Source organism: Flagellimonas aequoris, assembly GCF_003584165.1.
Classification (GTDB): domain Bacteria; phylum Bacteroidota; class Bacteroidia; order Flavobacteriales; family Flavobacteriaceae; genus Flagellimonas; species Flagellimonas aequoris.
Map to the genome: position 1 here is coordinate 706531 of NZ_QXFJ01000030.1, position 24804 is coordinate 731334.

Consider the following 24804-nt stretch of genomic DNA (forward strand, 5'->3'; position numbering starts at 1 on the left):
CCGAAACTTAATTTAAAAACCTGCATCTTTGTGGCTTTGACAGGATTCATTACTTTCATTACACGAAGCCATTTTTATGATTAAGGCCACGAACATTCAAAAAAGTTACGGAGACCTAAAGGTCTTGAAAGGGGTTGATCTCGAAATCCAAAAAGGCGAAGTCGTTTCTATCGTGGGCGCTTCCGGTGCAGGAAAAACCACCTTGTTGCAAATTCTTGGGACCCTCGATACCCCATCCAATAAAGGCGAAAGTACCTTGTTCATCAATGATACGGATATTAACCAATTGAATGATAAAAGCTTGGCCCGATTCCGAAATGAACATATCGGGTTCATCTTCCAATTCCATCAATTGCTTCCTGAATTTACAGCCTTGGAAAATGTATGCATCCCTGCCTTCATTAGGGGTACGGCCAAATCCGAGGCCGAAAAAAGGGCGAAGGAACTCTTAGACTTTCTGGGACTTGCAGATAGGTATGACCATAAACCCAATGCGCTTTCGGGTGGGGAACAGCAACGGGTTGCCGTGGCGCGATCCCTCATGAACAGTCCAGCCGTGGTTTTTGCGGACGAACCCAGTGGTAACCTCGATTCCGAAAGTGCGGACAACCTTCATAAACTGTTCTTCAAGCTCAGGGACGAATTCGGCCAGACCTTTGTATTGGTGACCCACAACCTGGAACTGGCCAATATGGCGGACCGTAAATTGACCATGGTAGATGGTTTGATCGTAGCCAAGAACTAGCATGACCAAAGCGGAGTTAAAGGAGTTTTTGGATGCAAAAGTAGAGGAATACAACCACCCCCGTTTTTTAGAGGATGACCCCCTGCAGATTCCCCATCGCTTTACCAAAAAAGAGGATGTCGAAATCAGTGCTTTTTTGGCTTCTACCATTGCATGGGGCAACCGAAAAAGCATCATCAACAATGCCTCTAAATTGATGGACCTCATGGACCATGCTCCCCATGATTTTGTCATGGACCACAACCCCAATGACTTGGATAAATTGGCATCGTTTGTCCATCGCACCTTTAATGGAATCGACTTAGGTTACTTTGTAACCAGCCTGAAAAACCTATATATCAACCATGGTGGCCTAGAGGGTGTTTTTACTACTTACCAGGAACAGGATTCCATGCAACCGGCCATTTCCAAATTCAAGGAAATTTTCTTTGAACTGCCCCATGAGACCCGTACTACCAAACATGTCTCCGATCCGTTAAAAGGTTCAGCGGCCAAGCGTATCAATATGTTTTTGCGGTGGATGGTACGTGACAATTCCACTGGTGTTGATTTTGGCTTATGGAAAAACATTTCTCCCAGTAAACTTTCTTGTCCGTTGGATGTGCACACAGGTAACGTAGGCCGTAAATTAAAACTGTTAAAGCGCAAACAGAGTGATGCCAAGGCCTTGGCCGAGCTGGACAAAAACCTTAGAAAATTAGACCCCGTAGACCCCGTGAAATATGACTTTGCTTTATTTGGGTTGGGGGTGTTTGAGCGGTTTTAGTTAAAAACCTTTTTTCATTCAAAAGAAAACGGAAATCAACTATATTGTAGAAGAATGTATTGGGACTACAAAAACAATACATGATTGAATAATCAATTTTTAGTTATGAAAAAATTCATTTTAGTCTTCGTAATCTCTTTTAGCATAAATATTGGATTTTCTCAGTCAACATTTAATACTGAATCTAAAGATTCTACAAATATTTATTTCCATTCTTTAAAAAAAATGTGTGAACTATTTGATGCTAATTCAGTAAACAATCAAATTCTGTATGTAGAAGAAAATTTATTTACTGATAAGCTTCCGGATAATATTTTAAACTTTCAGATTAAATATCTCAATGAATACGAGATAATTAAGACAATTAAAGATAAGGGTGGTGACATAATGTTAATTAGAATTGTATCGTTAAGGATACGTAATGGGGTTTTCTTTATTAATATTATTCCATTTCAAGCTATTTATAATAAAGGAAATTTGGAATTGGTAAATTCTGGCGGAATGAAAGTTGAATATTTGTTCAGCCAAGAATTAAACGGACTTGTATTTGAGAAAGCTAATTTCAGTGGAATTTAGTTGTTTATTATAGGAAGGATGGCTTAAATGCTTAATTATTTAATTAGGATTCGATTGATCTAAAATCATTAAAAAACCTCACAAATCCATTCTCGAATTTTGTTTGCCTATTTGTTGTTTGCTTTCGGTTGCTATTTTCTACTCCACCGCAAAAACAAAACAGCCTATAAAGCTTTTGTTGATTTAGTCATAAAACTATAAGGAACCTGCATTATAGATTAGAAAAAATCTTGAAATAATTTGCGCAACCGAAAAGTTGCATATATATTTGCAACCAAACAGTTTCATAAATCATATTGAAAAAATGAGAAGAGATGTTTTTCAAGCCGTTGCCGATCCCACAAGAAGGGCTATTATTGCGCTAATTGCCTTGCAATCCATGACTCCCAATGCCATTGCGGAAAACTTCGATGCTTCCCGTCAATCTATCTCAAAACACTTGCGCATTCTCAGCGAATGTGAATTGGTGCACCAAGAACAACAGGGCAGGGAAATATTCTATTCCCTCAAAATAGAGAAGATGAAAGAGATTGATGCATGGCTGGAGCAATACCGGAAAATTTGGGAAACTCGATTTGACCAACTCGAAAATGTATTATCCACAATTAAAAAACAAACAAAATGAAAGACCATTTGCTATTTAATTTTACCGCAGACAAAGCAATTCAAACCGTATTTATTGACAAGGAATTTGAGACAGAACTCCCACTGGTTTGGGATGCCTTTACCAAGCAAGAAATTCTAGATCAATGGTGGGCGCCGCAGCCTTGGAAATCGGTAACCAAGCATATGGAGTTTAAAGTGGGCGGAAGACGATTTTATGCCATGGTAAGTCCAGAGGGCCAGGAACATTGGTCGCTTCAACAATACACTTCCATCAGCCCGAAAACCAATTTTAAAATGTTCAATGCGTTTGCTGATGCAGATGAAAACCCACAATTACCAGGCTCTAATTGGGATTTGAACTTTAGTGAGGAAAACGGCGTTACCACGGTGAGCATTTCCATCCACAATGAATCGCTTACCCGAATGGAACAGATGATCGAAATGGGCTTCAAGGAAGGATTTACTGCAACATTGACCTATTTGGAAAAGGTGTTGAAATCACTATCGTAAACCCGGACGGTCAAAAAATTTCAATCACCCCCAAAACCAAAGCCGGGGGCAAGATCCAAGTTGATTTTCTGCCCTCCTTTGGCAATGGACGTATAAATGGCCTCAACGATCATCATATCCCGTTTGCCCATTTCTCCTGGTGCCTTATTGGGTTCTCCCATGAGCACATGCTTGGCAAAATCATCCATTTGTAATTTTTGTTGGCTTTCATGTGGAAACTCGATGATATCCCCATTGGAAGTTTTGCCACTCAACGGTCCATAATTGTTGGCCGGTTGTAGTTGGAACCAACCATTCGTGCCAGAGACATACATGCTGTTTGCGTTAAAATTATGTGAAGTGGAGATATTGGCCACCGCACCACTCGGAAATTCCAATTGGGCCATGATGGTCTCGTCGGTATTCTTGAAATATTCGGGGCGTGTGCTAAATTCCTGTGCAGAAACCGAAATGGGGTTCTCCCCTGTCCCATAAATGGTACTTTGCACGGCATAAACACCCATGTTCATCAAGGCTCCACCACCTGAAAGTTTTTTGTTCAACCGCCATTGGTCTGGATTGCCTGTGGACCTGTAAGCGGCCTCAGCGGACACAAATTTGATATCGCCAAAGGTTTTTTCCTTCACAAATTGCTTTACTTGTTGCGTATAGGGTTCGGAATGTAGCCGGTATCCCATTCCCAATTTTACCCCTGCCGCCTTGCAAGCATTGATGATGGCATCACACTCTTTTACACTTATGGCCATGGGTTTTTCGCAGATAACATGCTTTCCCGCTTTAGCGGCACGGATACAAAATTCGGCATGCATACTATTGGGCAACACCACATATACCACATCAATGGCGTCGTTCTTGGCGATTTCATCAAAATTTTGGTAGTTATAGATGTTTGCTTTGGGAATGTTGTATTTATCTGCCCAAACTTTTTCTTTTTGCGGTGTGCCAGTCACGACTCCTGCCAAATAACAATGCTGGGTATCTTGAAGTGCAGGGGCCAATTGGTAGGTGCTATAACTCCCCAATCCTACCAGGGCAATGCCCAGTTTCTTTTTATCCTGATCGGTTCCCATGGCACAGGCCAAAGAAGTAACGGACATTAGGGCGGCGCTCCCAGCCCCCTTGATCATTAAACCATTGAAATCCCTTCTGGTTAAATTTTTCATCGAAATCGTTTTTAGTGTGCCGTACTAAAAATACACATAATGCATGAACCTTTATAATTTTATGTTTTACGATTCCTTTAACAGATTTCAAACTTGTAAAATCCTTACATTTATTCACTAGACTAATTCAACCAAATAATATGAAATCTCTTTACCTTTTCAGCATAGCGTTATGCTCTGCTATTACCCTGACATTTGCCCAAGAAAGAAAATTACCGATTGACACCACGGTGACTACCCAACATTCCGTGACCATCAACGGCACTCGAATGGATTACACCGCCGTAACGGGAACCCAGCCGGTTTGGGACGAGCTTGGCAAACCCATTGCTTCCTTGCACTACACCTATTACACCCGAAATGATGTAAAAGACCGAGCAGCCCGTCCTTTGCTGATCTCTTTCAACGGTGGACCTGGTTCAGGTTCCGTTTGGATGCACTTGGCCTATACGGGTCCTCGTGTACTTAAAATTGATGATGAAGGCTATCCGGTTCAACCTTATGGAGTAAAAGAAAATCCTTATTCGGTTTTGGACGTGACCGATATTGTATATGTGAATCCAGCCAATACTGGCTATTCCCGTACCATTCCCGAATCTGGAAAGGAAGTGGACCATAAAAAATTCTTCGGGATTAATGCCGATACCAAATATTTGGCCGAATGGTTGAATACTTTCGTGACCCGCAACAACCGTTGGAGATCCCCGAAATACATCGTTGGGGAAAGCTATGGAGGTACCCGTGTGATGGGACTTTCTTTGGCATTGCAAAACCAACAGTGGATGTACTTGAACGGAGTGATCATGGTATCTCCTGCGGATTACAGGAATTTCCGTGATGATGACCCTGTTTCCAGTGCCTTGAACTTGCCCTATTTTGCCGCCACTGCATGGCACCATAAGGCCTTGCCTGCTGCTTTGCAGAACCAAGATCTTTTGGAAGTATTGCCTGAAGTGGAAGATTTCACCATCAACCAATTATTGCCTGCCATTGCCAAGGGCGGCTTTATCCAGGATTCGGAACGCAAGGCCATCGCCGAAAAAATGGCCTATTATTCTGGGATAGATGTGCAGGACATCTTGGATCAAAACCTGGTGGTTCCCACTCAATTTTTCTGGAAGGCGTTATTGAGGGAAAAAGGCGGTTACACCATCGGACGTTTGGATAGCCGTTATTTGGGAATCGACAAGGTCTTAACCGGTACCAGACCTGATTATTCGCCCGAGTTGACGTCTTGGTTGCACAGCTTTACCCCTGCCATCAACTATTATTTACAGGAAGAGCTGAACTTTAAGACCGATATTAAATACAACATGTTCGGTCCCGTGCATCCTTGGGATAATAGCAACGATAACGTTCGTGACGACCTTCGCCAGGCCATGGCACAAAACCCTTATTTGAACGTATTGGTGCAATCCGGTTATTATGATGGGGCCTGTACCTATTTTGCGGCCAAATATACCATGTCACAAGTGGATCCCAGTGGGCGTATGAAAGATCGTTTCGAATTTAAAGGATATCGTTCCGGTCACATGATGTACCTACGTCACGAAGATTTGAAAACGGCTAATGAAGATATCCGGAATTTCATTCTAAAAACCCAAGCAAACGGTAAGAGTGCTAAATATTAATGGCGATTAAAACTATATAAAAAGGCAGGTCCACAAGGACCTGTCTTTTTTTTGACATGGGTTTTCATTCGATTCTGTCCTTTATCTGAATACTTTTTATGTAAATTAGAACTTTGTACAGTAACTAAAACAAACATTTTGAAAACACAAACCACCATTTGGGCCATGGCATTTTTATTTGGATTGTCGAACTCGTTCAAAAGTACCGCACAGGATTGGCCCAACCTTGAAAAGTATAAAAAAGCCAATACCGAATTACCTGCCCCTGCTTCAGATGAGAACCGAGTAGTTTTTATGGGTAACTCCATTACCGAAGGTTGGATTGGGGCACATCCTGAGTTTTTTAAGGACCATCCTTTCATTGACCGCGGTATCGGCGGACAGACCACACCTCAAATGTTATTGCGCTTCAGACAGGACGTCATCAACCTTAAACCTAAAGTGGTAGTGATATTGGCCGGAACCAATGACATTGCGGGGAATACCGGACCCATGACGCTTGAAGAAATAAGAGATAATATTTTGGGTATGGTAGAACTGGCCAAAGCTAATGGCATCCATCCCATCGTCTGTTCCGTGTTGCCAGCCTATGATTATCCTTGGAGACCCGGATTGCAACCCAATATCAAAATTCCAAAGCTGAATGCTATGCTAAAGACCATGGCAAAGGAGAAAGAGGTCATGTATCTGGATTATTTTGCAGCCATGGCCGATAAACGAAACGGTCTGCCCAAAGCTTTGACTACGGATGAAGTACATTTGACCAAAGCCGGTTATTCCGTTATGGAGAAACTGGTTTTGAAAGCCATTGATGAAGTTTTGGAATAAGAGACACCGATGTGGTATCGCTTTACAGCATCAATATTTTTTTGTCCGTAATTATTTGAAGTCCATAGATTTAGCAGGAGACCAAGTGATTAATGGTCATCCGAAGCTAACTTTTGTATCTTAGCGATATCAATCAATCTCATTGTGGAACTAATTGGCAATAAGGAAACTACCATTGCGGTTTTACCTTTTCAGATTTTAGGGGATTCTGAATCCATCTCCCCTATTATCAAAGGGTTTACCGAGGACCTTATCATAAATTTTTCCAAGTACATTGGGTTGTCCGTCATTTCCCAATACTCCACACAGCACATTTCAGATACTTCCGATACTGAGTCTATGACCAGATTGGGTGCCGATTACCTGATTACCGGAAGCTTCCGACCCACGGATAAAGGATTCCGCATTGGGGTGCAACTCATCAGGACCCGAGACCACAAGATTGTTTTTGCCGGTAATCATGATGAAACCCTAGAAACCGTTCTAAAAATGCAGGATACCATTACCCAACAAATGGTAAATGTACTGCAACAGCAAATAGACCACGACCTGCTCTCCTACTCCTATAAAAAGGAATCCGTGGACCTTGCGGTATATGAAAATTGGCTCTTGGGAATGAACGAGGTCAAAAAAGGAACCTTGGAAAGCGATCTTAAGGCACGGGAACATTTTGAGGCCGCCCTAAAGATTGATCCCATGTTCGCCAGGGCTTATACAGGACTCTCATTATCGTACTTCAATGAATGGAGTTGTCAGTTATGGGATCGTTGGGATGTAAGTCAAAAAGGAGCCCATGACTATGCCCTCAAAGCCATAGAATTGGATGAAAACGATTATGTTTCCTTGGCAGTCCTCGGTCGCACTTTTCTTTATTTGGGGGATTACGAAAAATCCGAACATCTGCTACGCAAATCCCTTAGGATGAATCCAAACGATGCCGATAACCTTGTATTGATTTCCAATTGTATGGTTTGGCTTGGTTATATGGAAGAAGCGGAACAATTATATGATAAGGCCAGAAGCTTGAACCCTTTGAATCCGGAAGCCTATCTACCCGCAGGCATGTTGGTTTATTTTGAAAAAGGCGAGTTTGAAAAAGCTATAGAGGTAGGTGAAAAGGTTTCCAATCTTTCCATTTGGACAGATTTCACGGCTTTTTTATCTGCGGCATATTACCATATTTCCCGCTACGACCAAATGAAGAGTTATTGGGAGCAATATCTAAAGATATTTAGAAAAAATATCAAGCAGGGTAAAGATGCTACAAACCAAGAAGCAGTTGCATGGCAAAAGGAAGTTAACCCCTATAAAGATAAAAGCAACCTGGAATCCTTTTGGGAGTTTATGCTAGGCAATGGTTCAAAACCTAATCCGAAAATTGTTTCGACAAAGAAAAAAAATATTGCTGGGGGAAGTTTTATTCATCATGGCGAACTGTGGGAACTCAGTTATTCAGGCCTATCGGTAACTGCAAAGGATTCCAAAGGACTACATGATATCGCACAATTATTGGAACACCCTGAGGAAGAATTTCATTGTCTGCAGCTTATGGGAAGTTCCGTAAACAATGATGGTGAAGCACTTGTTGATGAAAAAGCATTAAGGGATTACAGATCCAAAATAAAATCCTTAAAAATGCAAATCAGCGATGCAGAAGAGATAGGGCTTATTGAAAAAGCAGAAAGACTAAAAGAGGAATATGAACAATTAATGGGGCATATCGGTAAGGTTATGGGGTTGTCCAACAAAGCGCGTAAAACGGGTTCTTCTTTGGAGAAAGCAAGGGCAGCAGTGACTTGGCGAATCAGGAATTCTATCAAAAAATTGGAACAAATACATCCTTTATTGGTCAAACACCTAGCAAACTCTATCAAAACAGGAACCTGTTGCAGCTACAAACCGGAAATACCCCACGAATGGACATTCTAAAGAAACTTACCTGCTCCCTTACATTGTAAGGTTAAAACTTATGCCTATGGGGTAAACAACCTAAAAAAATCGTAAAGTATGTTAGAGATTTTAAAAAGTTTGCCTAATCCTTGGGATGTGTTGATAGACCCAATCTCCTTAATTTTATTGGGCATGTATGGCGTATTGATGGTTTGGGAGGGACTCTTTCCGGCCAGGGAACTACCTAAAATAAAGAATTGGAAATTAAGGGGACTTACCTCCTTTGCTGTTTTCTTTTATCTGTCCACCTATTTTCCCTTGATATGGGACAATTATCTAGTTGATTATCAAATCTTTGATTTGACTGCACTTGGAACGGGATGGGGTGCCTTTATCGCCGTGATGATTTATGAATTTGCCCTTTACCTTTGGCATTATGCCATGCACAAGAATGACACCCTCTGGAAAATTTTCCATCAAATGCACCATAGCGCCGAACGTATGGACAGTTATGGGGCCTTTTACTTTAGTCCAATGGACATGATCGGTTTTACCTTGTTGGGAAGTCTATGCCTAGTGGTCATTGCTGGCTTTACCCCTCAAGCAGCTACGGTTTTCATTCTCGTCACCACATTTTTGAGCATATTTCAACATGCCAATATCAAAACTCCGGTTTGGGTGGGGTATTTTATCCAAAGGCCCGAGGCCCATACCGTGCACCACGCTAAGGGTATTCACGCTTATAATTATTCTGATATTTCCTTGTTCGATATCTTATTTGGCACCTTCAACAATCCCAAAGGGTATGAACATGAAGCTGGTTTTTATCTTGGGGCATCGAACAGGGTTTGGGATATGCTACGGTTTAAGGATATCAATAAAGAATGAGCCATGTCCTGCACAAGACCTAACATGGGCATGAACCCACCTAAACACCATTGGGATTTGGACGATTCCCGTTTCATTGAAGCCTTTGAAACGGGAAGCCTATCCCCTTCCCTGTTCAGCCATGAAGCCCATTTACGTTTGGCCTATATCTACTTGAAGAATTTTGGGGAGGAATCGGCCATAGAGAAATGTTGTAAAGGCATCCGTGAGTTCGACCGATTGCATGGGGACGACACCAAGTTCCATAAAACCTTGACAGTGGCTTCGGTTAAAGCAGTCCACCATTTTATGAGAAAATCAAAATCTGCCACTTTTGATGATTTTATTGTGGAGTTCCCAAGACTCAAAACATCCTTTAAACAATTGTTGGACCAGCATTATGCGTTTGACTTGCTAAAAAATGTCAAAGCCAAATCTGAATATGTAGCCCCGGACCTCATACCCTTTGATTGAAGAATTAGTTACTTTGCAATATGCAACAAGGCAAAGTAAGCATCGTCATCCCGTTTAAGAACACTGCTCATTATTTACCGGAGTGTTTGGATTCCATTCTAGGCCAAACCTATTCCAATTGGGAAGTTTTGGCGGTTGATGATCATTCAAATGACCAGAGTTTTGAAGTCTTGAGTCAATATTCAAGCAAAGATTCTCGCATAAAAGTCTTTAAAAATGAAGGGGAAGGGATTATCCCCGCCTTACAGACTGCCTATGCCAAAAGTAGCGGAGCCTTCATCACCCGGATGGATTCTGACGATATCATGAAACCGCAAAGGTTGCAACGAATGGTCGATAATTTGATAGCAACCGGCAAAGGACACGTCGCTGTGGGACAGGTGAAATACTTCTCTGACCGTGGGATCAGTAATGGTTACGAGCGATATGAGAAATGGTTGAACGGGTTGACATCCAAAGGGACCAATTTTGATGAAATCTACAAGGAATGTGTGATTCCTTCCCCATGCTGGATGGTGCACCGGGAAGATTTTGAACGTTGTGGTGGATTTGAACCCTTGCGCTATCCTGAGGATTATGATCTCACCTTTCGTTTTTATGAAGGGGGATTAAGAATTATTCCATGCGATGAAATACTGCATCTTTGGCGGGATTACGATACACGGACTTCACGAACCCATGAGCATTATGCCCAAAATTATTTTTTGGATATCAAACTCCATTACTTTTTAAAATTGAATTTCAACGGCAATCGTCCCCTAGTCGTTTGGGGAGCTGGTTTTAAAGGAAAAGCAATTGCCAAGGGACTACAACATCATGGAATCAATTTTACTTGGCTCTGTGATAATCCCAATAAAATTGGCAAAAAAATCTATCATGAAGAACTGATGCATTTTGATGTTTTGAAAACATTGAAAAACCCGCAAAGCATGATCACTGTTGCCAATAGCAAAGAACAAAGAGAAATAAAGAAATACTTGAAGGGTCTCGGTCAAAAGCCAATGGAGGATTATTTTTTCTTTTGTTGACAACCCCTTCACCTTTAACCCTTCCACCATAAACCTTTTATTTTATTACCCCCTTAACAGCATTATTTGAAATGATCAAATATTTTAATGCCTATATTTGTTCAATCTAAGTCGGGAATGCAGTTTAAACATCCAGAAATTCTTTGGGCCCTTTTTCTTCTGATCATCCCCCTATTCATTCATCTTTTTCAATTACGAAGATTCCAAAAGACACCCTTCACCAATGTGGCCATGCTACAAAAAGTGGTTTCGGAGTCGCGCAAAAGCAATTCCTTGAAGAAATGGCTGCTGCTTTTTACGAGGTTATTATTGTTGGTGGCTCTAATCTTGGCCTTTGCCCAGCCGTTTGTTTCTTCAGGAACGGCCTTGCAACAAAAGGAAACCGTAGTCTATTTGGATGATTCCTTTAGCATGCAAGCCAAGGACAATGGATTGGCACTGTTTGAAAAAGCCATCCAAGACCTTATTAAAAATGTAGATGAGGAGTCGGTTTTCAGCCTTTTCACCAATACCCAAACGTTTACCAACATCCAGATAAAGGATATCCAGAACAACCTACTGTCATTGCCCTATACCTACAAACAGTTGACCCTCGATGAAATAGGTCTCAAGGCAAATACCCTGTTTTCAAAATCGAACAGCTCGGTTAAAAACCTGATGGTGATTTCTGATTTTCAGGATAGAATGGCTGGCGGTAATACACTATTGGATAGCATGTACCATTCCTATTTTGTGCCATTGCGACCCAGGGAGGCGCAAAACGTGTCCATGGATTCTGTTTTTCTTTCGGACCGATTTTCGGACCAAGCAAAGCTTACAGTGCTTTTATCGGGAGGTAACCCAGAGGAAGCCCTTCCCCTTTCCTTGTATAATGATGAAAATCTGATTGCCAAAACGGCTGCAAAATTTGGTGCCAATGCAAAGGCTAGAGTTGAGTTTTCAATACCGGGAAATAAAAAAATCAACGGAAGGCTGACCCTTGTTGACAATGGATTGGCATACGATAACACCTTTTATTTCAACATCAATGAAACTGAAAAAATCAAGGTGTTGGCTATCAGTGAATCCGATAATGATTATTTGAGTCGACTTTACACCGAGGACGAATTTGATCTTCAAAATTACAGACTTAATCAATTGGATTACAGTAAACTTGATGATCAAAATGTTGTAATCCTGGATAATTTGAAAGCCGTTCCCAATAGCCTTCAAAATGTTTTGCGCACCTTTAAAAATAATGGGGGCACTTTAATCGTAATTCCTTCCATCAGTAGTGATTTGGCTTCCTATAATTCCTTTTTATCCAGCCTTTCCAACATTCGTTTTACTGAAAAAGTATCATCAAATACCAAACTGACTACCATTGCTTTTGATCATCCGCTTTACAGGAATGTTTTCGAAAAGCAAGTAACTAATTTTCAATATCCTTCGGTAAAGGAATATTTTAAAGTCCAGACCAATTTGCCCAACATACTGGCTTTGGAAGGTGGTGATGCATTTTTATTGGGGAAGGATGGACTTTACATTTTTTCTACGCCCTTGGAACTGGAAAATTCCAATTTTAAGAATTCCCCATTGATCGTACCCACCTTTTACAATATGGCAATTTCGAGCTTGAAGGCCCCTGAACTCTATCACACCTTAGGAGTTCCGAGTGCCATTGATGTGGCGACCCGTTTGGGAAGTGATGATATTTTATCTGTTGCGAAGGAAGGGTATGAATTTATTCCGCTTCAGCAAACATTTCCCAACCGGGTAAGGCTTTCTTTTGACCAAAATCCAACAGAAGACGGCATTTATACCATTTCAGAAAATGGGAATGCCCTGCAAAATATCAGTTTCAATTATCCAAGGGCTGAAAGCCAACTCAGCTATATGGATTTGGAAAGTTTTTCCCAAACCAATATACAAGACTCCGTGGTATCCGTGTTCCGGCAATTGGAACAGGACAATAACATTACGGCTTATTGGAAATGGTTTGTTATTTTAGCGTTGCTTTTGGCGCTCACCGAGGTTATCATTCAAAAATTCGTTACATGAACATTCTGCTGAAGTCTGCAAAAATTGTATGCCCAGATAACAAGGAACTTCACCTAAAAAAGCGGGACATCCTGATTAAAAACGGGGTCATTGAAAAGATTGGAACCTCTGTGGAGGGGCCTTCCAATACCAAGGTTGTAGATCAAAAGAACCTGCATGTTTCCTTAGGGTGGTTTGATTCAGGAGTAAGTTTTGGTGAACCTGGTTACGAAGAGCGTGAGACTATTTCCAATGGATTGATGGTCGCTGGCAAAAGCGGTTTTACGGATATTCTTTTGTACCCTAGCACCCATCCTGTACCTGATACCAGCTCAGATGTGGTGTTCTTAAAGGAAAGGGGACTGAACAAGGCAACGGTGATCCATCCTATGGGAACCTTGACCAAAAATGCGGATGGAACCGACCTGGCAGAACTTTTCGATATGAAGAACGCAGGGGCAGTGGCCTTTTACGACTTCAAGAAGCAAGTAGCCAATCCCAATCTATTAAAAATAGCACTGCTGTACGCACAAAATTTTGGTGGATTGATTTTTTCCTTCCCCCAAGATGGCAACATTAAAGGGACCGGTGTGGCACACGAAGGAAAAATTTCGACCATTTTGGGTATGAAAGGAATTCCTGCTTTAGCCGAAGAACTGCAAGTATCACGAGATCTATTCGTTTTGGAATATACGGGTGGTAAACTGCATATTCCCACCATTTCCACAGCTGGATCGGTAAAACTGATTGCCAATGCCAAAAAGAAGGGGTTGGATGTAAGCTGCAGTGTGGCCGTCCATAATCTTTTTCTTTCGGATGAATCCCTGCAAGGATTTGATACCCATTATAAAGTATCACCTCCCCTTCGGGAAAAATCGGATTGCAAGGCCTTGATCAAAGGAGTAAGTGATGGAACCATCGATTTTGTAACCTCTGACCATATTCCCGTGGATATTGAGCATAAGCGTGTGGAGTTTGACAATGCGATGGACGGTTCCATTGGATTGGAATCTACATTTGGTTGTTTGAATACCATTTTCGGTCTGGACGAAACCATATCTATCTTGATCAAAGGCCGTTCCCGTTTTGGATTGGAAGAACCTGTTTTAAAAGAAGGAGCCAAGGCCTGCCTTGCCCTTTTTAATCCTGATGAGGGTTATACTTTTGGATTGGAAGATGTACTTTCTACCTCCAAGAACAGTATGTTTTTGGGTTCTTCCCTAAAGGGAAAAGCCATCGGTGTGATCAATAACGACCAAATCACCATAAAATGAATGAAACCAATCCAGGAAAAACCACGGCCATAGTGGCATACATCACCATAGTGGGCTGTTTGATCGCCATTACCATGAATATGGAACCCAAGAATGCTTTTGCTAGGTTCCACACCCGACAGGCATTTGGCATACACGTGCTGTTTCATGCTTTGGCCATTCTGTTGACCTATTCAGGAATCGTTTATCTGGCGTTGCCCATCTATATTTTCTATTTTGTACTTTGGATTTTTGGGTTTTTGCAGGTGCTGAACGATAAGATGAAGCTGTTGCCTGTTCTAGGTGAATATTTTCAAAAATGGTTTACCTTCATCCCTTAAAAGAATACCATGTCCCCCATCCCACTATCTTTGGAATATCTCCTACGTCCCTCATCATCAACATCTGAAAAGAAACCGGCCATTTTTTTATTCCATGGTTATGGTAGCAATGAGGAAGACCTTTTTTCCTTCGCTCCCGAGCTACCAGGCGAATTGATGGTCTTGTCCGTTAAAGCACCTTATGATCTAGAACCTTTTGGCCATGCTTGGTATGCCATTAATTTTGATGCGGAATACGGAAAATGGAGTGATGACGAACAGGCCAAAGAATCCCGTGAAAAGATTATGACTTTTATCGATGAGGCCATTAAAGCCTACAATCTTGATGAAAAAAACATTACGCTTTTGGGATTTAGCCAAGGAACCATTTTAAGTTACGCCGTGGCCCTTTCCTATCCGGAAAAGATTAAAAATGTGGTGGCCCTGAGCGGTTATATCAACGAAAGAATTTTGACGGCCAATTATACTGAAAAGGATCATGACAACCTCCATATCTATGCCTCGCACGGACAGGTAGATCAGGTAATCCCATTGGAATGGGCACAACAGGCCCCGGAATTGTTGAAGAAATTGGGGATTGACTACACTTTTGAAGAATTTCCGATTGGTCACGGGGTTTCCCAACAAAACTTTTATTCCTTCAAAAAGTGGTTGGAAAACCACATTTGATTTTGATGACAGTACGCTGCCATTCTGAACGGAGTGAAGAATCCCTTAATTAGCCTAAGAACCGATTAGATTCTTCGCTTTGCTCAGAATGACGTTCGGAAATGTTTCTGATTCTTCATTTTGCATAGTTGTAGTAACCTGGTGCCTATTGTCATTCTGAAAGGCCAACGGTCCTTGAAGAATCTCAACCAACATTAAACTGAATAGATTCTTCGTTTCACTCAGAATGACGTGAGAGGTAGTTTTGAGAGTCTTCGCTTCGCTCAGAATGACCAGTGAGGATTAATTACTCCTAGCGTAAAGTAAATGGTCCAACATGGTAAAGTCCACGCTTAGGTCATCCTTCAGTTCATATTTGATGAGCAGTTCACCCCAATATTTTCCATCGGAAAAGTCGGCCAAGATCCATTTATGGTTCAGCACCTTGATCTTGTTGATCTTAAAATCACTTTCCATACCCTCATACGGAATCAAGGGATTATCTCCTTTCCTTTCATTGGTTTCCAACAATTTATCCTCAATGTATCGGGAAGGATTGTCCAAATTGAGATGGTCATAGTACGCCAAGGCATCATCATTATTCTCCAAGGTGAAATATTGCATGTCCAACACTTTTAGGTTGAGTGTTTTAATGGAATCCTCCATTTTTTCCGTTTGTTCCTGCAATCGGGAAACATCGGAGTTAAGTGCTTTTTGCATGTTGTTGGCCGTCACGTATTGGAAAAGTACCAAGAGAGCCGTAAAGACAAATAGGTATAGAAAAATTCTACTTTTCATGGAATTAAATTTTCAATTGTAGGTTATCGTATGCTAAGTGAACGTTGGGTGGTAATCGTTTTTCCACTTCTTCATGGAATCCCAATAAATGACTGATGTGTGTGAAGTAAGTTTCATCTGCACCTGCTATTTCGGCAAATTCCAAGGCTTCTTCCAAATTAAAGTGGGAATGATGGGGTTCTTCGCGCAATGCGTTCACCACTAACACTTTGGCTCCTTTTATTTTTTTGATTTCTTCTTCTTCCACTTTCTTTATATCGGTGAGATAGACAAATTCCCCAAAGCGATATCCGAAAACCTGTAACCGGTTGTGATAGGCTTCAATGGGGATTATGTTCAGTCCTCCCAATGGAATCGGTTTATCCTTGGTTACTTCAAAAACCTGTACGGCCGGGGCACCAGGATATCGATTTTCATCGGCAAATATATAATCGAAACGTCTTTTTAGGGAATTGATGACCCGTTGGTGCGCATAGATCGGAATATCCCCCTGCCGAAAGAAAAAGGGACGAATATCATCAATACCGGCAGTATGATCGGCATGCTCATGGGTGAACAGGATGCCGTCCAGTTTTTCGATGGGATGTAACAACATTTGTTGCCTAAAATCCGGGCCGCAATCCACCACAAAATTATAATCGCCCCAAGAGACCAAAACGGAGACCCGAAGCCTTTTATCCTTGGTATCCTTACTGAGGCATACCGGATGATTGCTTCCAATTACAGGTATTCCCTGCGAGGTTCCAGTTCCTAAAAAAGTAATGGTCATCCTGTCATCCATTAAATCCAAAATTATAACTTATTTATTTAATAGATTGAATGAAGAGTGTAACTTTGTCCTTCAATAAAAATTCGGATATGCCTACCGTACCTAGCAAAGAAAATGCCTTTGAAAACATTCCTTCCATAAAGGCCAAGACCCTCAGAATCAACCTGAATCCTGATATTTATGGAACCTTTGCCGAAATTGGGGCAGGGCAGGAAACGGCCAGACATTTTTTTAGGGCCGGTGGTGCATCGGGAACCATTGCGAAAGCCATGAGTGCCTATGACAAATCCTTCAGTGATGCCATTTATGGTGTTGAGGAGGATGGTAGATATGTGACCCAATCTCGATTGAAGAAAATGTTGGACCACGAAATGCGTTTGGTGGAAGAGCGTATCGGTAGGGAAAGTAATCCGGACTATTTGTTCTTCACCTATGCCAATACGGTGGCCACCATCGATTTTTCTAAACGATACAAAGGCCATGGATGGGTGGGTATCCGTTTTCAGTTGGATCCAGACCAAAAAGAATATGACGAAATCGTCCTCCACATCCGATTCAAACAGAACGAGGCCCGATTGCAACAAGAAACCCTAGGGATTTTAGGAGTGAACCTGATCTACGGGGCATTCTTCAAATTTGACAGACCCAAAAAACTACTGAAATACCTTTACGACCATATTGACAAGGACACCTTGGAAATTGATATGGTGAACTTCACCGGACCCAATTTTGCCGAAGTGGACAACCGATTGATGAGCCTTCAGTTGATCAAGAACGACATGACTGATGCCGTAATGTTCGGCCCTGACGGGAACAATTTACTTCCTGCCGCAGTACTATATAAGAAGAGTATCCTGGCACTTCGCGGTAGTTTTAGGCCTGTTACCAAGGTGAACATGGATATGTTCAAAAAATCTTATGACATATTCATTCGGGAGCAAACCGTGGAATATGAAAATACCATTGTGGTGTTCGAGATTACCCTTTCCAACCTAAAAGTGGCAGGGGAAATTGATGAGCAGGATTTTATGGACCGTGCGGAACTGTTATGCTCCTTAGGCCATACCGTATTGATCTCCAAATTCCAGGAATACTACAAATTGGTTGAATATTTCAATAACTACACCAAGGCCAAGATCGGACTCACCATGGGTGTGAACAACTTGGTGGATGTATTCGATGAAAAATATTATCGTCATCTAAGCGGTGGTATCTTGGAAGCCTTTGGAAAATTGTTCTTCAAGGATTTGAAGGTATACCTCTACCCTATGAAAGATCCAGATACAGGACAAATCCTTACCAGCAACAATGTTAAGGTGCATCCGAGGATGAAGGAGCTTTATAAGTTCTTCAAGTACAATGGAAAAGTGATGGACATCATTGATTATGACCCTGAAGTACTCCACATCTTCTCTCGTGATGTACTCAAAAAGATCATCAACAATGAAGAAGGCTGGGAAGATGAACTACCAGAGGGTATTGCCGAAATCATCAAACAAAAACATCTCTTCACCAGAAAGGTTCTGGAAGAAAAGGAATAAAAAAAGCGCCTTAAAGGCGCTTTTTACTTTTAGGCTTCCAGCAATTGTGCGGCGTGATCCTTGGTTTTCACCTTGTCAATGACTTTTTCCACAACACCATCGCTGTTAATGACAAAAGTGGTACGGTGGATACCGTCATATTCTCGTCCCATAAATTTTTTAGGGCCCCATACTCCAAAAGTATTGATGACCGTGTGGTCTTCATCAGCCAATAATGGAAATGGAAAGTTATATTTTTTCTTGAAATTGGTCTGTTTTTTCTCCGAATCGGCACTTACGCCAAGCAATTCAAACCCTTTATCTTTCAATTCTTTATAGTTATCCCGAAGGTTGCATGCCTCTGCCGTACAGCCAGGGGTATCCGCCTTGGGGTAAAAGAAAACCACTAGGGATTTACCCTTGTAATCCTTAAGATTTATTGTATTACCATCTTGGTCGTTTGCTGAAAAATCAGGTACTTTATCCCCTACTTTTAACATGTTCATAGCTTCTGAATTGAAATTATTGTTTAATGTTATAAGTGTAAAATTAAACAAAAATGACCAAACAAGAAAAAGTTGACTTCACCATTTCTACTTTGGAGAAGATTTATCCGACCATTCCCATACCACTTGACCATAAAGACCCCTATACCCTATTGATTGCCGTACTATTATCTGCCCAAAGCACCGATGTTCGGGTGAACCAGATTACCCCTCTTTTATTTGAACGTGCCGATAATCCTTATGATATGGTAAAGCTTTCCGTGGAGGAGATTCGTGAAATCATCAAACCGGTCGGGTTATCACCTATGAAGTCGAAAGGAATTTTTGGATTGTCTCAAATTTTGATTGAAAAGTACAATGGCGAAGTCCCCCAGGAAATCGAATTGTTGGAAGAATTGCCTGGAGTGGGACATAAAACAGCAAGTGTAGTGGTGTCTCAGGCGTTCGGGATCCCAGCCTTTCCAGTGGATACCCATATTCACCGACTGATGTACCGTTGGGGTTTCAGCAATGGCAAAAATGTGGTGCAAACAGAGCGCGATGCCAAAAGATTATTCCCGATGGAACTTTGGAACAAGTTACATCTTCAGATTATTTGGTACGGACGGGAATACTCTCCGGCTAGGGGTTGGAACTTGGAAAAGGACATCATCACGAAGACCATCGGCAGAAAAACGGTGTTGGACGAATACCATAAAAACAAAAAGAGCCGCTAATTGCGGCTCTTTTCGTCAGTTTGAACATTGATTAATTTAACGTTACTTCAAACTGGTGTTTTTTGTAGTCAACTACATGAATCGATTTTGAATAGCTAAGCAAGAAATCAATAGTCTTCTGGCTAGCCTTTACCGTTTTTACGGATTTTTGTTCTTCAGAGTAAATGTTTTCCATATTCTAGCATAAATGTTTCAATTAGATAACGCAGCTAGATTGGAAATATTGCAGTCTTCGACGTACTGTATTATTAATTCGTTAAAACGATGTTCTTACGGTCAACAATTTTTCTGAGGTTGATAAGGGCATAACGCATTCTTCCCAAGGCGGTATTGATGCTAACCCCAGTGTTCTCGGAGATTTCCTTGAAGCTCATGTCTTTGTAGATACGCATGATCAGGACTTCTCTTTGGTCTTCGGGCAATTCATCGATCAAAAGTGTAAGATCGCTTTCAATTTGATCTTTAATGATTTGTTTTTCTACGTTCAACTTCTCATCCTTGATCACGGAGAAGATGTTGAAGTCATCACTTCCCTCAAACTTGGGCATCCTTTTGTTTTTCCTAAAGTGGTCAATGATCAGGTTGTGTGCGATCCGCATGACCCAGGGCAAAAATTTACCTTCTTCACTATAGTTGCCTCTTTTTAAGGTTTTGATGACCTTAATAAAGGTATCTTGGAAGATGTCCTCTGCCACATCCCTGTCCAAAACTTTGGAATAAATAAAACTGGAAATCCTTTGGTTGTGTCGGTTGATGAGAATCTCAAGAGCTTTTTCGTCTCCAGAGATATAGTTTTTTACTAAAATCGAGTCATTAATCTGTAGTTCCATACAAATTACTTTTTTGGTTAAAATCATGGTCCTTCCTTTCCAAGAAAGACTTCAGGTATTTAGTTTTTAATCTTAAAAAAGTAATTATTTCTGTATAGGCCTATCAGTATTTTAATTACACTTCAAATATAGATATTTAGGTAGGCGACCTAAAAACTATGTTGTGAGTTGCTAATTTTTATATGTTAACTGATGCAATATACGTATTAAGTGTGGGGAGTCGTATCTTTGAGACCCTAATTTTAACAAATGACGGCCATTACAAACGTTGATCCTAAGCACAATATCATCATAAAAGGTGCCAAGTTGCACAACCTCAAAAATATAGATGTGGTGATACCCAGGAACAAACTGGTTGTCATCACTGGATTATCGGGCTCTGGAAAATCCAGTTTGGCTTTTGATACTTTGTATGCCGAAGGCCAAAGACGCTATGTGGAAAGCCTTTCTTCCTACGCCCGACAGTTTTTGGGAAAACTTGACAAGCCGAAGGTAGATTATATTAAAGGTATAGCGCCAGCCATTGCCATTGAGCAAAAAGTGAACTCTACCAACCCCAGATCTACCGTAGGGACCACCACCGAGATTTACGACTACCTTAAATTATTATATGCCCGTATCGGAAAGACCATTTCCCCCATTTCAGGGAACGAGGTAAAAAAACATTCCGTAAGTGATGTGATGGATTATATTAAAGGTATAAAGGTGGACACCAAACTATTGTTGTTGGCTCCCATCACCATCAAGGAAGAACGTGATCCCATCAAATCGCTGGAGTTGTTTTCCAAACAAGGGTACGCCCGAATCAAATATAATGGAGAGGTCATCCGAATAGATCAGGCCCCAAAAGATATTGGCAGGGAATTCGATCTTGTGGTAGATCGTATCATAGTAAAGGAGGACGAGGATTTTCTTAACCGCTTGGCCAATGCCGTGGACAATGCTTTTTTTGAAGGAAAGGGACTGTGCACCATCGAGAATCTAGAAACTGGGGAAATCCGCTCCTTCAGCAACCAATTTGAATTGGACGGCATTAAATTCCTGGAACCCAATGTGCACCTGTTCAGTTTCAACAATCCCTATGGTGCTTGTCCTAAATGTGAAGGCTATGGGGATGTGATTGGAATCGACGAGGATTTGGTGATTCCCAACACAGCCCTATCCGTTTATGAAAATGCCGTATTCCCGTGGCGAGGTGAAAGCATGGGCTGGTACCGTGACCAATTGGTGAACGCTGCTTACAAATTCGATTTTCCCATTCATAAACCCTGGTTTGAACTTTCCGAAGAACAAAAACAATTGGTTTGGGAAGGCAATGAGCATTTTATCGGAATCCATAAGTTCTTTGAACAGTTGGAGGAAAAGAGCTATAAAATTCAGAACCGGGTGATGTTGTCCCGATACCGTGGAAAAACCAAATGTACCGTTTGCAAGGGCAAAAGACTTCGGGTGGAGGCCAATTATGTAAAGGTAGGCGGTAAATCCATATCTGAATTAATAGAGCTGCCCATCCGTAGATTGATACCCTTCTTTGAGGAATTACAACTTTCCGAACATGATGCGGCTATTGCCAACAGACTTTTGAAAGAAATCACCACGCGTCTGGATTTTTTGGACAAAGTAGGACTCAGCTATCTCACCCTAAATAGAAAATCCAACACGCTATCTGGTGGGGAAAGCCAGCGTATCAATCTGGCCACGAGCTTGGGAAGTAGTCTGGTAGGTTCCATGTATATTTTGGATGAACCCAGTATTGGTCTGCATCCCAAGGATACGGAGAATTTGATTGAAGTATTGAAATCCCTTCGCAACCTGGGCAATACCGTAATTGTTGTGGAACACGACGAGGACATCATGAAAGCGGCGGATGAAATCATCGACATTGGTCCTGAAGCCGGTACTTTGGGTGGGCGCGTAGTAGCTACCGGTAATATGGAAGCCATCCTAAAGTCAGATTCCCTTACCGCTTCCTATCTCAACGGCACCATGGAAATTTCGGTTCCGAAGGAACGCAGGAATTCCAAGCACTACATCCAAATAAAGGGAGCAAGGGAGAACAATCTCAAGAATATAGATGTCATTTTTCCTTTGAATATGTTGACGGTAGTTACAGGTGTATCGGGAAGTGGCAAGAGCACCTTGGTCAAAAAAATACTGTATCCATCCATTTTAAAGGAAATTGGTGGATACGGGGAAAAGGCAGGTCAGTTCACCAGCATGGAAGGGAAATATGCCCACATCAAACACGTTGAATTTGTGGACCAGAACCCTATTGGTCGTTCATCCCGTTCCAATCCGGTTACCTATATAAAGGCTTATGACGATATACGAAGTTTGTTTGCATCCCAAAAATTGAGCAAACTGCGTGGATATCAGGCCAAACATTTTTCATTTAATGTGGATGGGGGTAGATGCGAAAAATGTAAGGGCGAAGGTGAAATTACTGTGGAAATGCAGTTTATGGCCGATGTGCATTTGGAATGTGATGTCTGCAATGGCAAGCGATTCAAAAAAGATATTCTTGAAGTCCAGTTTGAAGGCAAGAACATTGATGACATCCTAAACCTGACCATTGATGATGCCATAGAGCATTTCAAGATGTACAAACAGGATAAGATTGTGGCCAAACTACAGCCCCTACAAGATGTGGGACTGGGGTATGTTACGTTGGGACAGTCCTCATCTACCCTTTCCGGAGGTGAAGCACAGCGAATCAAGCTCGCTTCGTTCCTGGTAAAAGGCCATACCAAAGAAAAGGCTTTGTTCATCTTTGATGAACCCACAACGGGACTTCATTTCCATGACATTAAAAAACTGCTCAAATCGTTCGATGAACTTATTGACAAAGGGCATTCCATCATCGTGATCGAACATAATATTGAACTCATCAAATGTGCGGATTACATCATCGACCTTGGCCCAGAGGGTGGCGAATTAGGAGGTCAATTGATGGCAGAAGGCACCCCGGAAGAGTTACTTCAACATAAGGAATCGTTCACGGCCAAATATCTTAAGGACAAAATCTAAAGAATCAATTAATTGGTTATCAATATTTTATAATTTTTGGCACGCTGATTGATACTATAAGGGTGGATGCAAATAGTTGCATCTAGAACATAAAACCTTGTAGTATGAAAAAGTTAGTACTCTTAATAGCCGCAGTTGCTCTTGGGTTACCGAACATCCAGGCCGCAACCATAGAAAATACAGTTAGCACCAGTACCATCCGTGGATATGGAAACTCCTTCATTTTTGTGGAAGACGGGGTTACTTTTTCAGTGTATCCTGATGGTGAGTTCGACTTCTACATGGATAGTCGCGTGAACGTTGGCATAGGTGCCCAGATAGGGAATGTTGGGATTACCTTCAACTCCGGTTACGATTATAACCCTTATGTACAATATGACGATTACGGTGCCGTGATCCAAGTAGAGAACATTCCTGTATTCTACGATTATTATGGTAGAGTTTCACAAATTGGTAGTGTAGACATCTGGTACAATAATGGTAGAGTCCGTAGAATCGGTGGTCTTCATGTGTACTACAATGGCGGTGTATTCAGCCACTATACCGGATATATCAACGTATACAACAGATACTATGTGTACAGACCATTCCATAGGTATTTTGCAAGACCTGCCATCGGGTTCTGTAATGTGTACACCTCTCCTTATAGAAGGTATTACAGCCCCGTACGATATACATACTATGCCCCTTACAGATACAACACCAGAAGAGCCTATGCTCATGTAGGTAAAGTGTATCGCAATGACAATCACTATAGAAGGGACAACATCTATAGAAATGATAAAAGGGTAACCGTACGTGACAACAGTATTCGTAGAAGTGGGGATTATGGCAGAAGCAATAAATATGTGGAGCAGAATTCCTATAGAAAAGGCAATGCCGTGACCCGTTCCAACAATACGGTAAAAAGACAGGCCACTACTTCCAGGACCGTAAAGAACAGCGATTACAGAAGAGCTGACAATAATGCTAGAAGCAGCAGGGAAATTTCACAGAAAAGTGTTACCCGTACGCCTAACAGTAGGAGTGTTACCCAACGGACGGTAAAAACAACTCCAGATAGTAGAACAGTGACCCGCACCACTAAAAGTACCTACAAAAAGCCTGAAACCAGAGGCAATAATAGTAGGGCCACAGTGAGCAGGGGAAATGAATCCAAAAGAACGGTAGCAAGGAGTTCCAATGGTAACGGAAACCGTAGCTCCAATACCGTAGCAAAGAAAAGTAGCTCTAGAGCTTCTACAACAAGAAGTTCCAGACACAACGAATAAAAGAGAGTTTTTAGGTTGGTTA

24 protein-coding genes are annotated in these 24804 nt (G+C 41.5%); 19 read left to right on the forward strand and 5 right to left on the reverse strand.

The window, feature by feature from the left end:
* Nucleotides 1-76 precede the first annotated feature (76 nt).
* From D2U88_RS16815 to D2U88_RS16835, 5 genes are all read left to right on the forward strand, one after another.
* Complete coding sequence (locus D2U88_RS16815) at nt 77-745, forward strand: ABC transporter ATP-binding protein (protein ID WP_119641675.1); 669 nt, start codon at nt 77-79, stop codon at nt 743-745.
* 1 nt (nt 746) lies between these two features.
* Nucleotides 747-1511, forward strand: a complete 765-nt coding sequence (locus D2U88_RS16820; RefSeq protein ID WP_119641676.1) for a TIGR02757 family protein — start codon at nt 747-749, stop codon at nt 1509-1511.
* Between the two features lie 105 nt (nt 1512-1616).
* On the forward strand, nt 1617-2087 hold the full coding sequence (locus tag D2U88_RS16825) for a hypothetical protein (protein WP_119641677.1): 471 nt from the start codon (nt 1617-1619) through the stop codon (nt 2085-2087).
* A 304-nt stretch (nt 2088-2391) separates the two neighbouring features.
* Nucleotides 2392-2712: an ArsR/SmtB family transcription factor gene (locus D2U88_RS16830; protein ID WP_119641678.1), complete on the forward strand. Its 321-nt coding sequence runs from the start codon at nt 2392-2394 to the stop codon at nt 2710-2712.
* Nucleotides 2709-3203 carry an SRPBCC family protein gene (locus tag D2U88_RS16835; protein WP_119641679.1) on the forward strand — a complete coding sequence of 165 codons (495 nt, stop codon included), beginning with the start codon at nt 2709-2711 and terminating at the stop codon, nt 3201-3203. Before D2U88_RS16830 ends, D2U88_RS16835 begins: the two co-directional genes overlap by 4 nt.
* A 20-nt stretch (nt 3204-3223) precedes the next feature.
* Here the strand turns inward: D2U88_RS16835 and D2U88_RS16840 are convergent, their stop codons facing one another.
* Complete coding sequence (locus D2U88_RS16840; RefSeq protein ID WP_119641680.1) at nt 3224-4366, reverse strand: Gfo/Idh/MocA family protein; 1143 nt, start codon at nt 4364-4366, stop codon at nt 3224-3226.
* 140 nt (nt 4367-4506) lie between these two features.
* Here D2U88_RS16840 and D2U88_RS16845 point away from each other — a divergent pair, with 140 nt between their 5' ends.
* The 10 genes from D2U88_RS16845 to D2U88_RS16890 all read left to right on the forward strand — a co-directional run bounded on the left by D2U88_RS16845 (nt 4507) and on the right by D2U88_RS16890 (nt 15366).
* A complete protein-coding gene (locus D2U88_RS16845; protein WP_119641681.1) occupies nt 4507-5997 on the forward strand; it encodes a S10 family peptidase in 1491 nt (496 codons plus the stop codon).
* Between the two features lie 138 nt (nt 5998-6135).
* Nucleotides 6136-6825 (forward strand): SGNH/GDSL hydrolase family protein, encoded by a 690-nt coding sequence (locus D2U88_RS16850; protein WP_417935313.1) that lies wholly within the window; start codon nt 6136-6138, stop codon nt 6823-6825.
* 144 nt (nt 6826-6969) lie between these two features.
* Nucleotides 6970-8754 carry a tetratricopeptide repeat protein gene (locus D2U88_RS16855; protein ID WP_119641682.1) on the forward strand — a complete coding sequence of 595 codons (1785 nt, stop codon included), beginning with the start codon at nt 6970-6972 and terminating at the stop codon, nt 8752-8754.
* A gap of 78 nt (nt 8755-8832) precedes the next feature.
* Nucleotides 8833-9603, forward strand: coding sequence for a sterol desaturase family protein (locus D2U88_RS16860; protein WP_235855813.1), 771 nt, complete (start codon nt 8833-8835; stop codon nt 9601-9603).
* A 30-nt stretch (nt 9604-9633) separates the two neighbouring features.
* Nucleotides 9634-10056: a hypothetical protein gene (locus tag D2U88_RS16865; protein ID WP_119641874.1), complete on the forward strand. Its 423-nt coding sequence runs from the start codon at nt 9634-9636 to the stop codon at nt 10054-10056.
* Nucleotides 10057-10076: 20 nt separating this feature from the next.
* Nucleotides 10077-11084, forward strand: coding sequence for a glycosyltransferase (locus tag D2U88_RS16870; protein ID WP_119641683.1), 1008 nt, complete (start codon nt 10077-10079; stop codon nt 11082-11084).
* Between the two features lie 117 nt (nt 11085-11201).
* A complete protein-coding gene (locus D2U88_RS16875) occupies nt 11202-13124 on the forward strand; it encodes a BatA domain-containing protein (protein ID WP_235855814.1) in 1923 nt (640 codons plus the stop codon).
* Nucleotides 13121-14377, forward strand: coding sequence for a dihydroorotase (locus D2U88_RS16880; protein ID WP_119641685.1), 1257 nt, complete (start codon nt 13121-13123; stop codon nt 14375-14377). Before D2U88_RS16875 ends, D2U88_RS16880 begins: the two co-directional genes overlap by 4 nt.
* Nucleotides 14374-14697: a hypothetical protein gene (locus D2U88_RS16885; RefSeq protein ID WP_119641686.1), complete on the forward strand. Its 324-nt coding sequence runs from the start codon at nt 14374-14376 to the stop codon at nt 14695-14697. The genes D2U88_RS16880 and D2U88_RS16885 overlap by 4 nt, the downstream gene beginning before the upstream one ends.
* 9 nt (nt 14698-14706) lie before the next feature.
* Complete coding sequence (locus D2U88_RS16890; RefSeq protein ID WP_119641687.1) at nt 14707-15366, forward strand: alpha/beta hydrolase; 660 nt, start codon at nt 14707-14709, stop codon at nt 15364-15366.
* A gap of 282 nt (nt 15367-15648) precedes the next feature.
* On the opposite strand, the gene D2U88_RS16895 is transcribed toward D2U88_RS16890, so the two are convergent.
* Both D2U88_RS16895 and D2U88_RS16900 read right to left on the reverse strand, forming a co-directional pair.
* On the reverse strand, nt 15649-16143 hold the full coding sequence (locus tag D2U88_RS16895; RefSeq protein ID WP_119641688.1) for a hydrolase: 495 nt from the start codon (nt 16141-16143) through the stop codon (nt 15649-15651).
* Between the two features lie 4 nt (nt 16144-16147).
* Nucleotides 16148-16924 (reverse strand): MBL fold metallo-hydrolase, encoded by a 777-nt coding sequence (locus D2U88_RS16900; protein ID WP_235855815.1) that lies wholly within the window; start codon nt 16922-16924, stop codon nt 16148-16150.
* 77 nt (nt 16925-17001) lie between these two features.
* On the opposite strand from D2U88_RS16900, the gene D2U88_RS16905 reads away from it, so the two are divergent.
* Nucleotides 17002-18453 carry a TonB-dependent receptor gene (locus tag D2U88_RS16905; protein WP_119641876.1) on the forward strand — a complete coding sequence of 484 codons (1452 nt, stop codon included), beginning with the start codon at nt 17002-17004 and terminating at the stop codon, nt 18451-18453.
* A gap of 29 nt (nt 18454-18482) precedes the next feature.
* Here the strand turns inward: D2U88_RS16905 and bcp are convergent, their stop codons facing one another.
* The gene (gene bcp, locus D2U88_RS16910) at nt 18483-18938 is read right to left on the reverse strand and encodes a thioredoxin-dependent thiol peroxidase (protein WP_119641689.1); all 456 of its coding nucleotides are present in this window, start codon (nt 18936-18938) and stop codon (nt 18483-18485) included.
* Nucleotides 18939-18991: 53 nt separating this feature from the next.
* On the opposite strand from bcp, the gene D2U88_RS16915 reads away from it, so the two are divergent.
* Entirely contained in the window at nt 18992-19654 is a 663-nt protein-coding gene (locus tag D2U88_RS16915; protein WP_119641690.1) for an endonuclease III domain-containing protein, read from the forward strand.
* 248 nt (nt 19655-19902) lie between these two features.
* Here D2U88_RS16915 and D2U88_RS16920 read toward each other — a convergent pair whose 3' ends face one another.
* The gene (locus tag D2U88_RS16920; protein ID WP_119641691.1) at nt 19903-20484 is read right to left on the reverse strand and encodes an RNA polymerase sigma factor; all 582 of its coding nucleotides are present in this window, start codon (nt 20482-20484) and stop codon (nt 19903-19905) included.
* A 249-nt stretch (nt 20485-20733) separates the two neighbouring features.
* Here D2U88_RS16920 and uvrA point away from each other — a divergent pair, with 249 nt between their 5' ends.
* A complete protein-coding gene (gene uvrA / locus D2U88_RS16925; RefSeq protein WP_119641692.1) occupies nt 20734-23511 on the forward strand; it encodes an excinuclease ABC subunit UvrA in 2778 nt (925 codons plus the stop codon).
* A gap of 104 nt (nt 23512-23615) precedes the next feature.
* Complete coding sequence (locus D2U88_RS16930; protein ID WP_119641693.1) at nt 23616-24782, forward strand: hypothetical protein; 1167 nt, start codon at nt 23616-23618, stop codon at nt 24780-24782.
* The last annotated feature ends 22 nt before the right edge of the window (nt 24783-24804 follow it).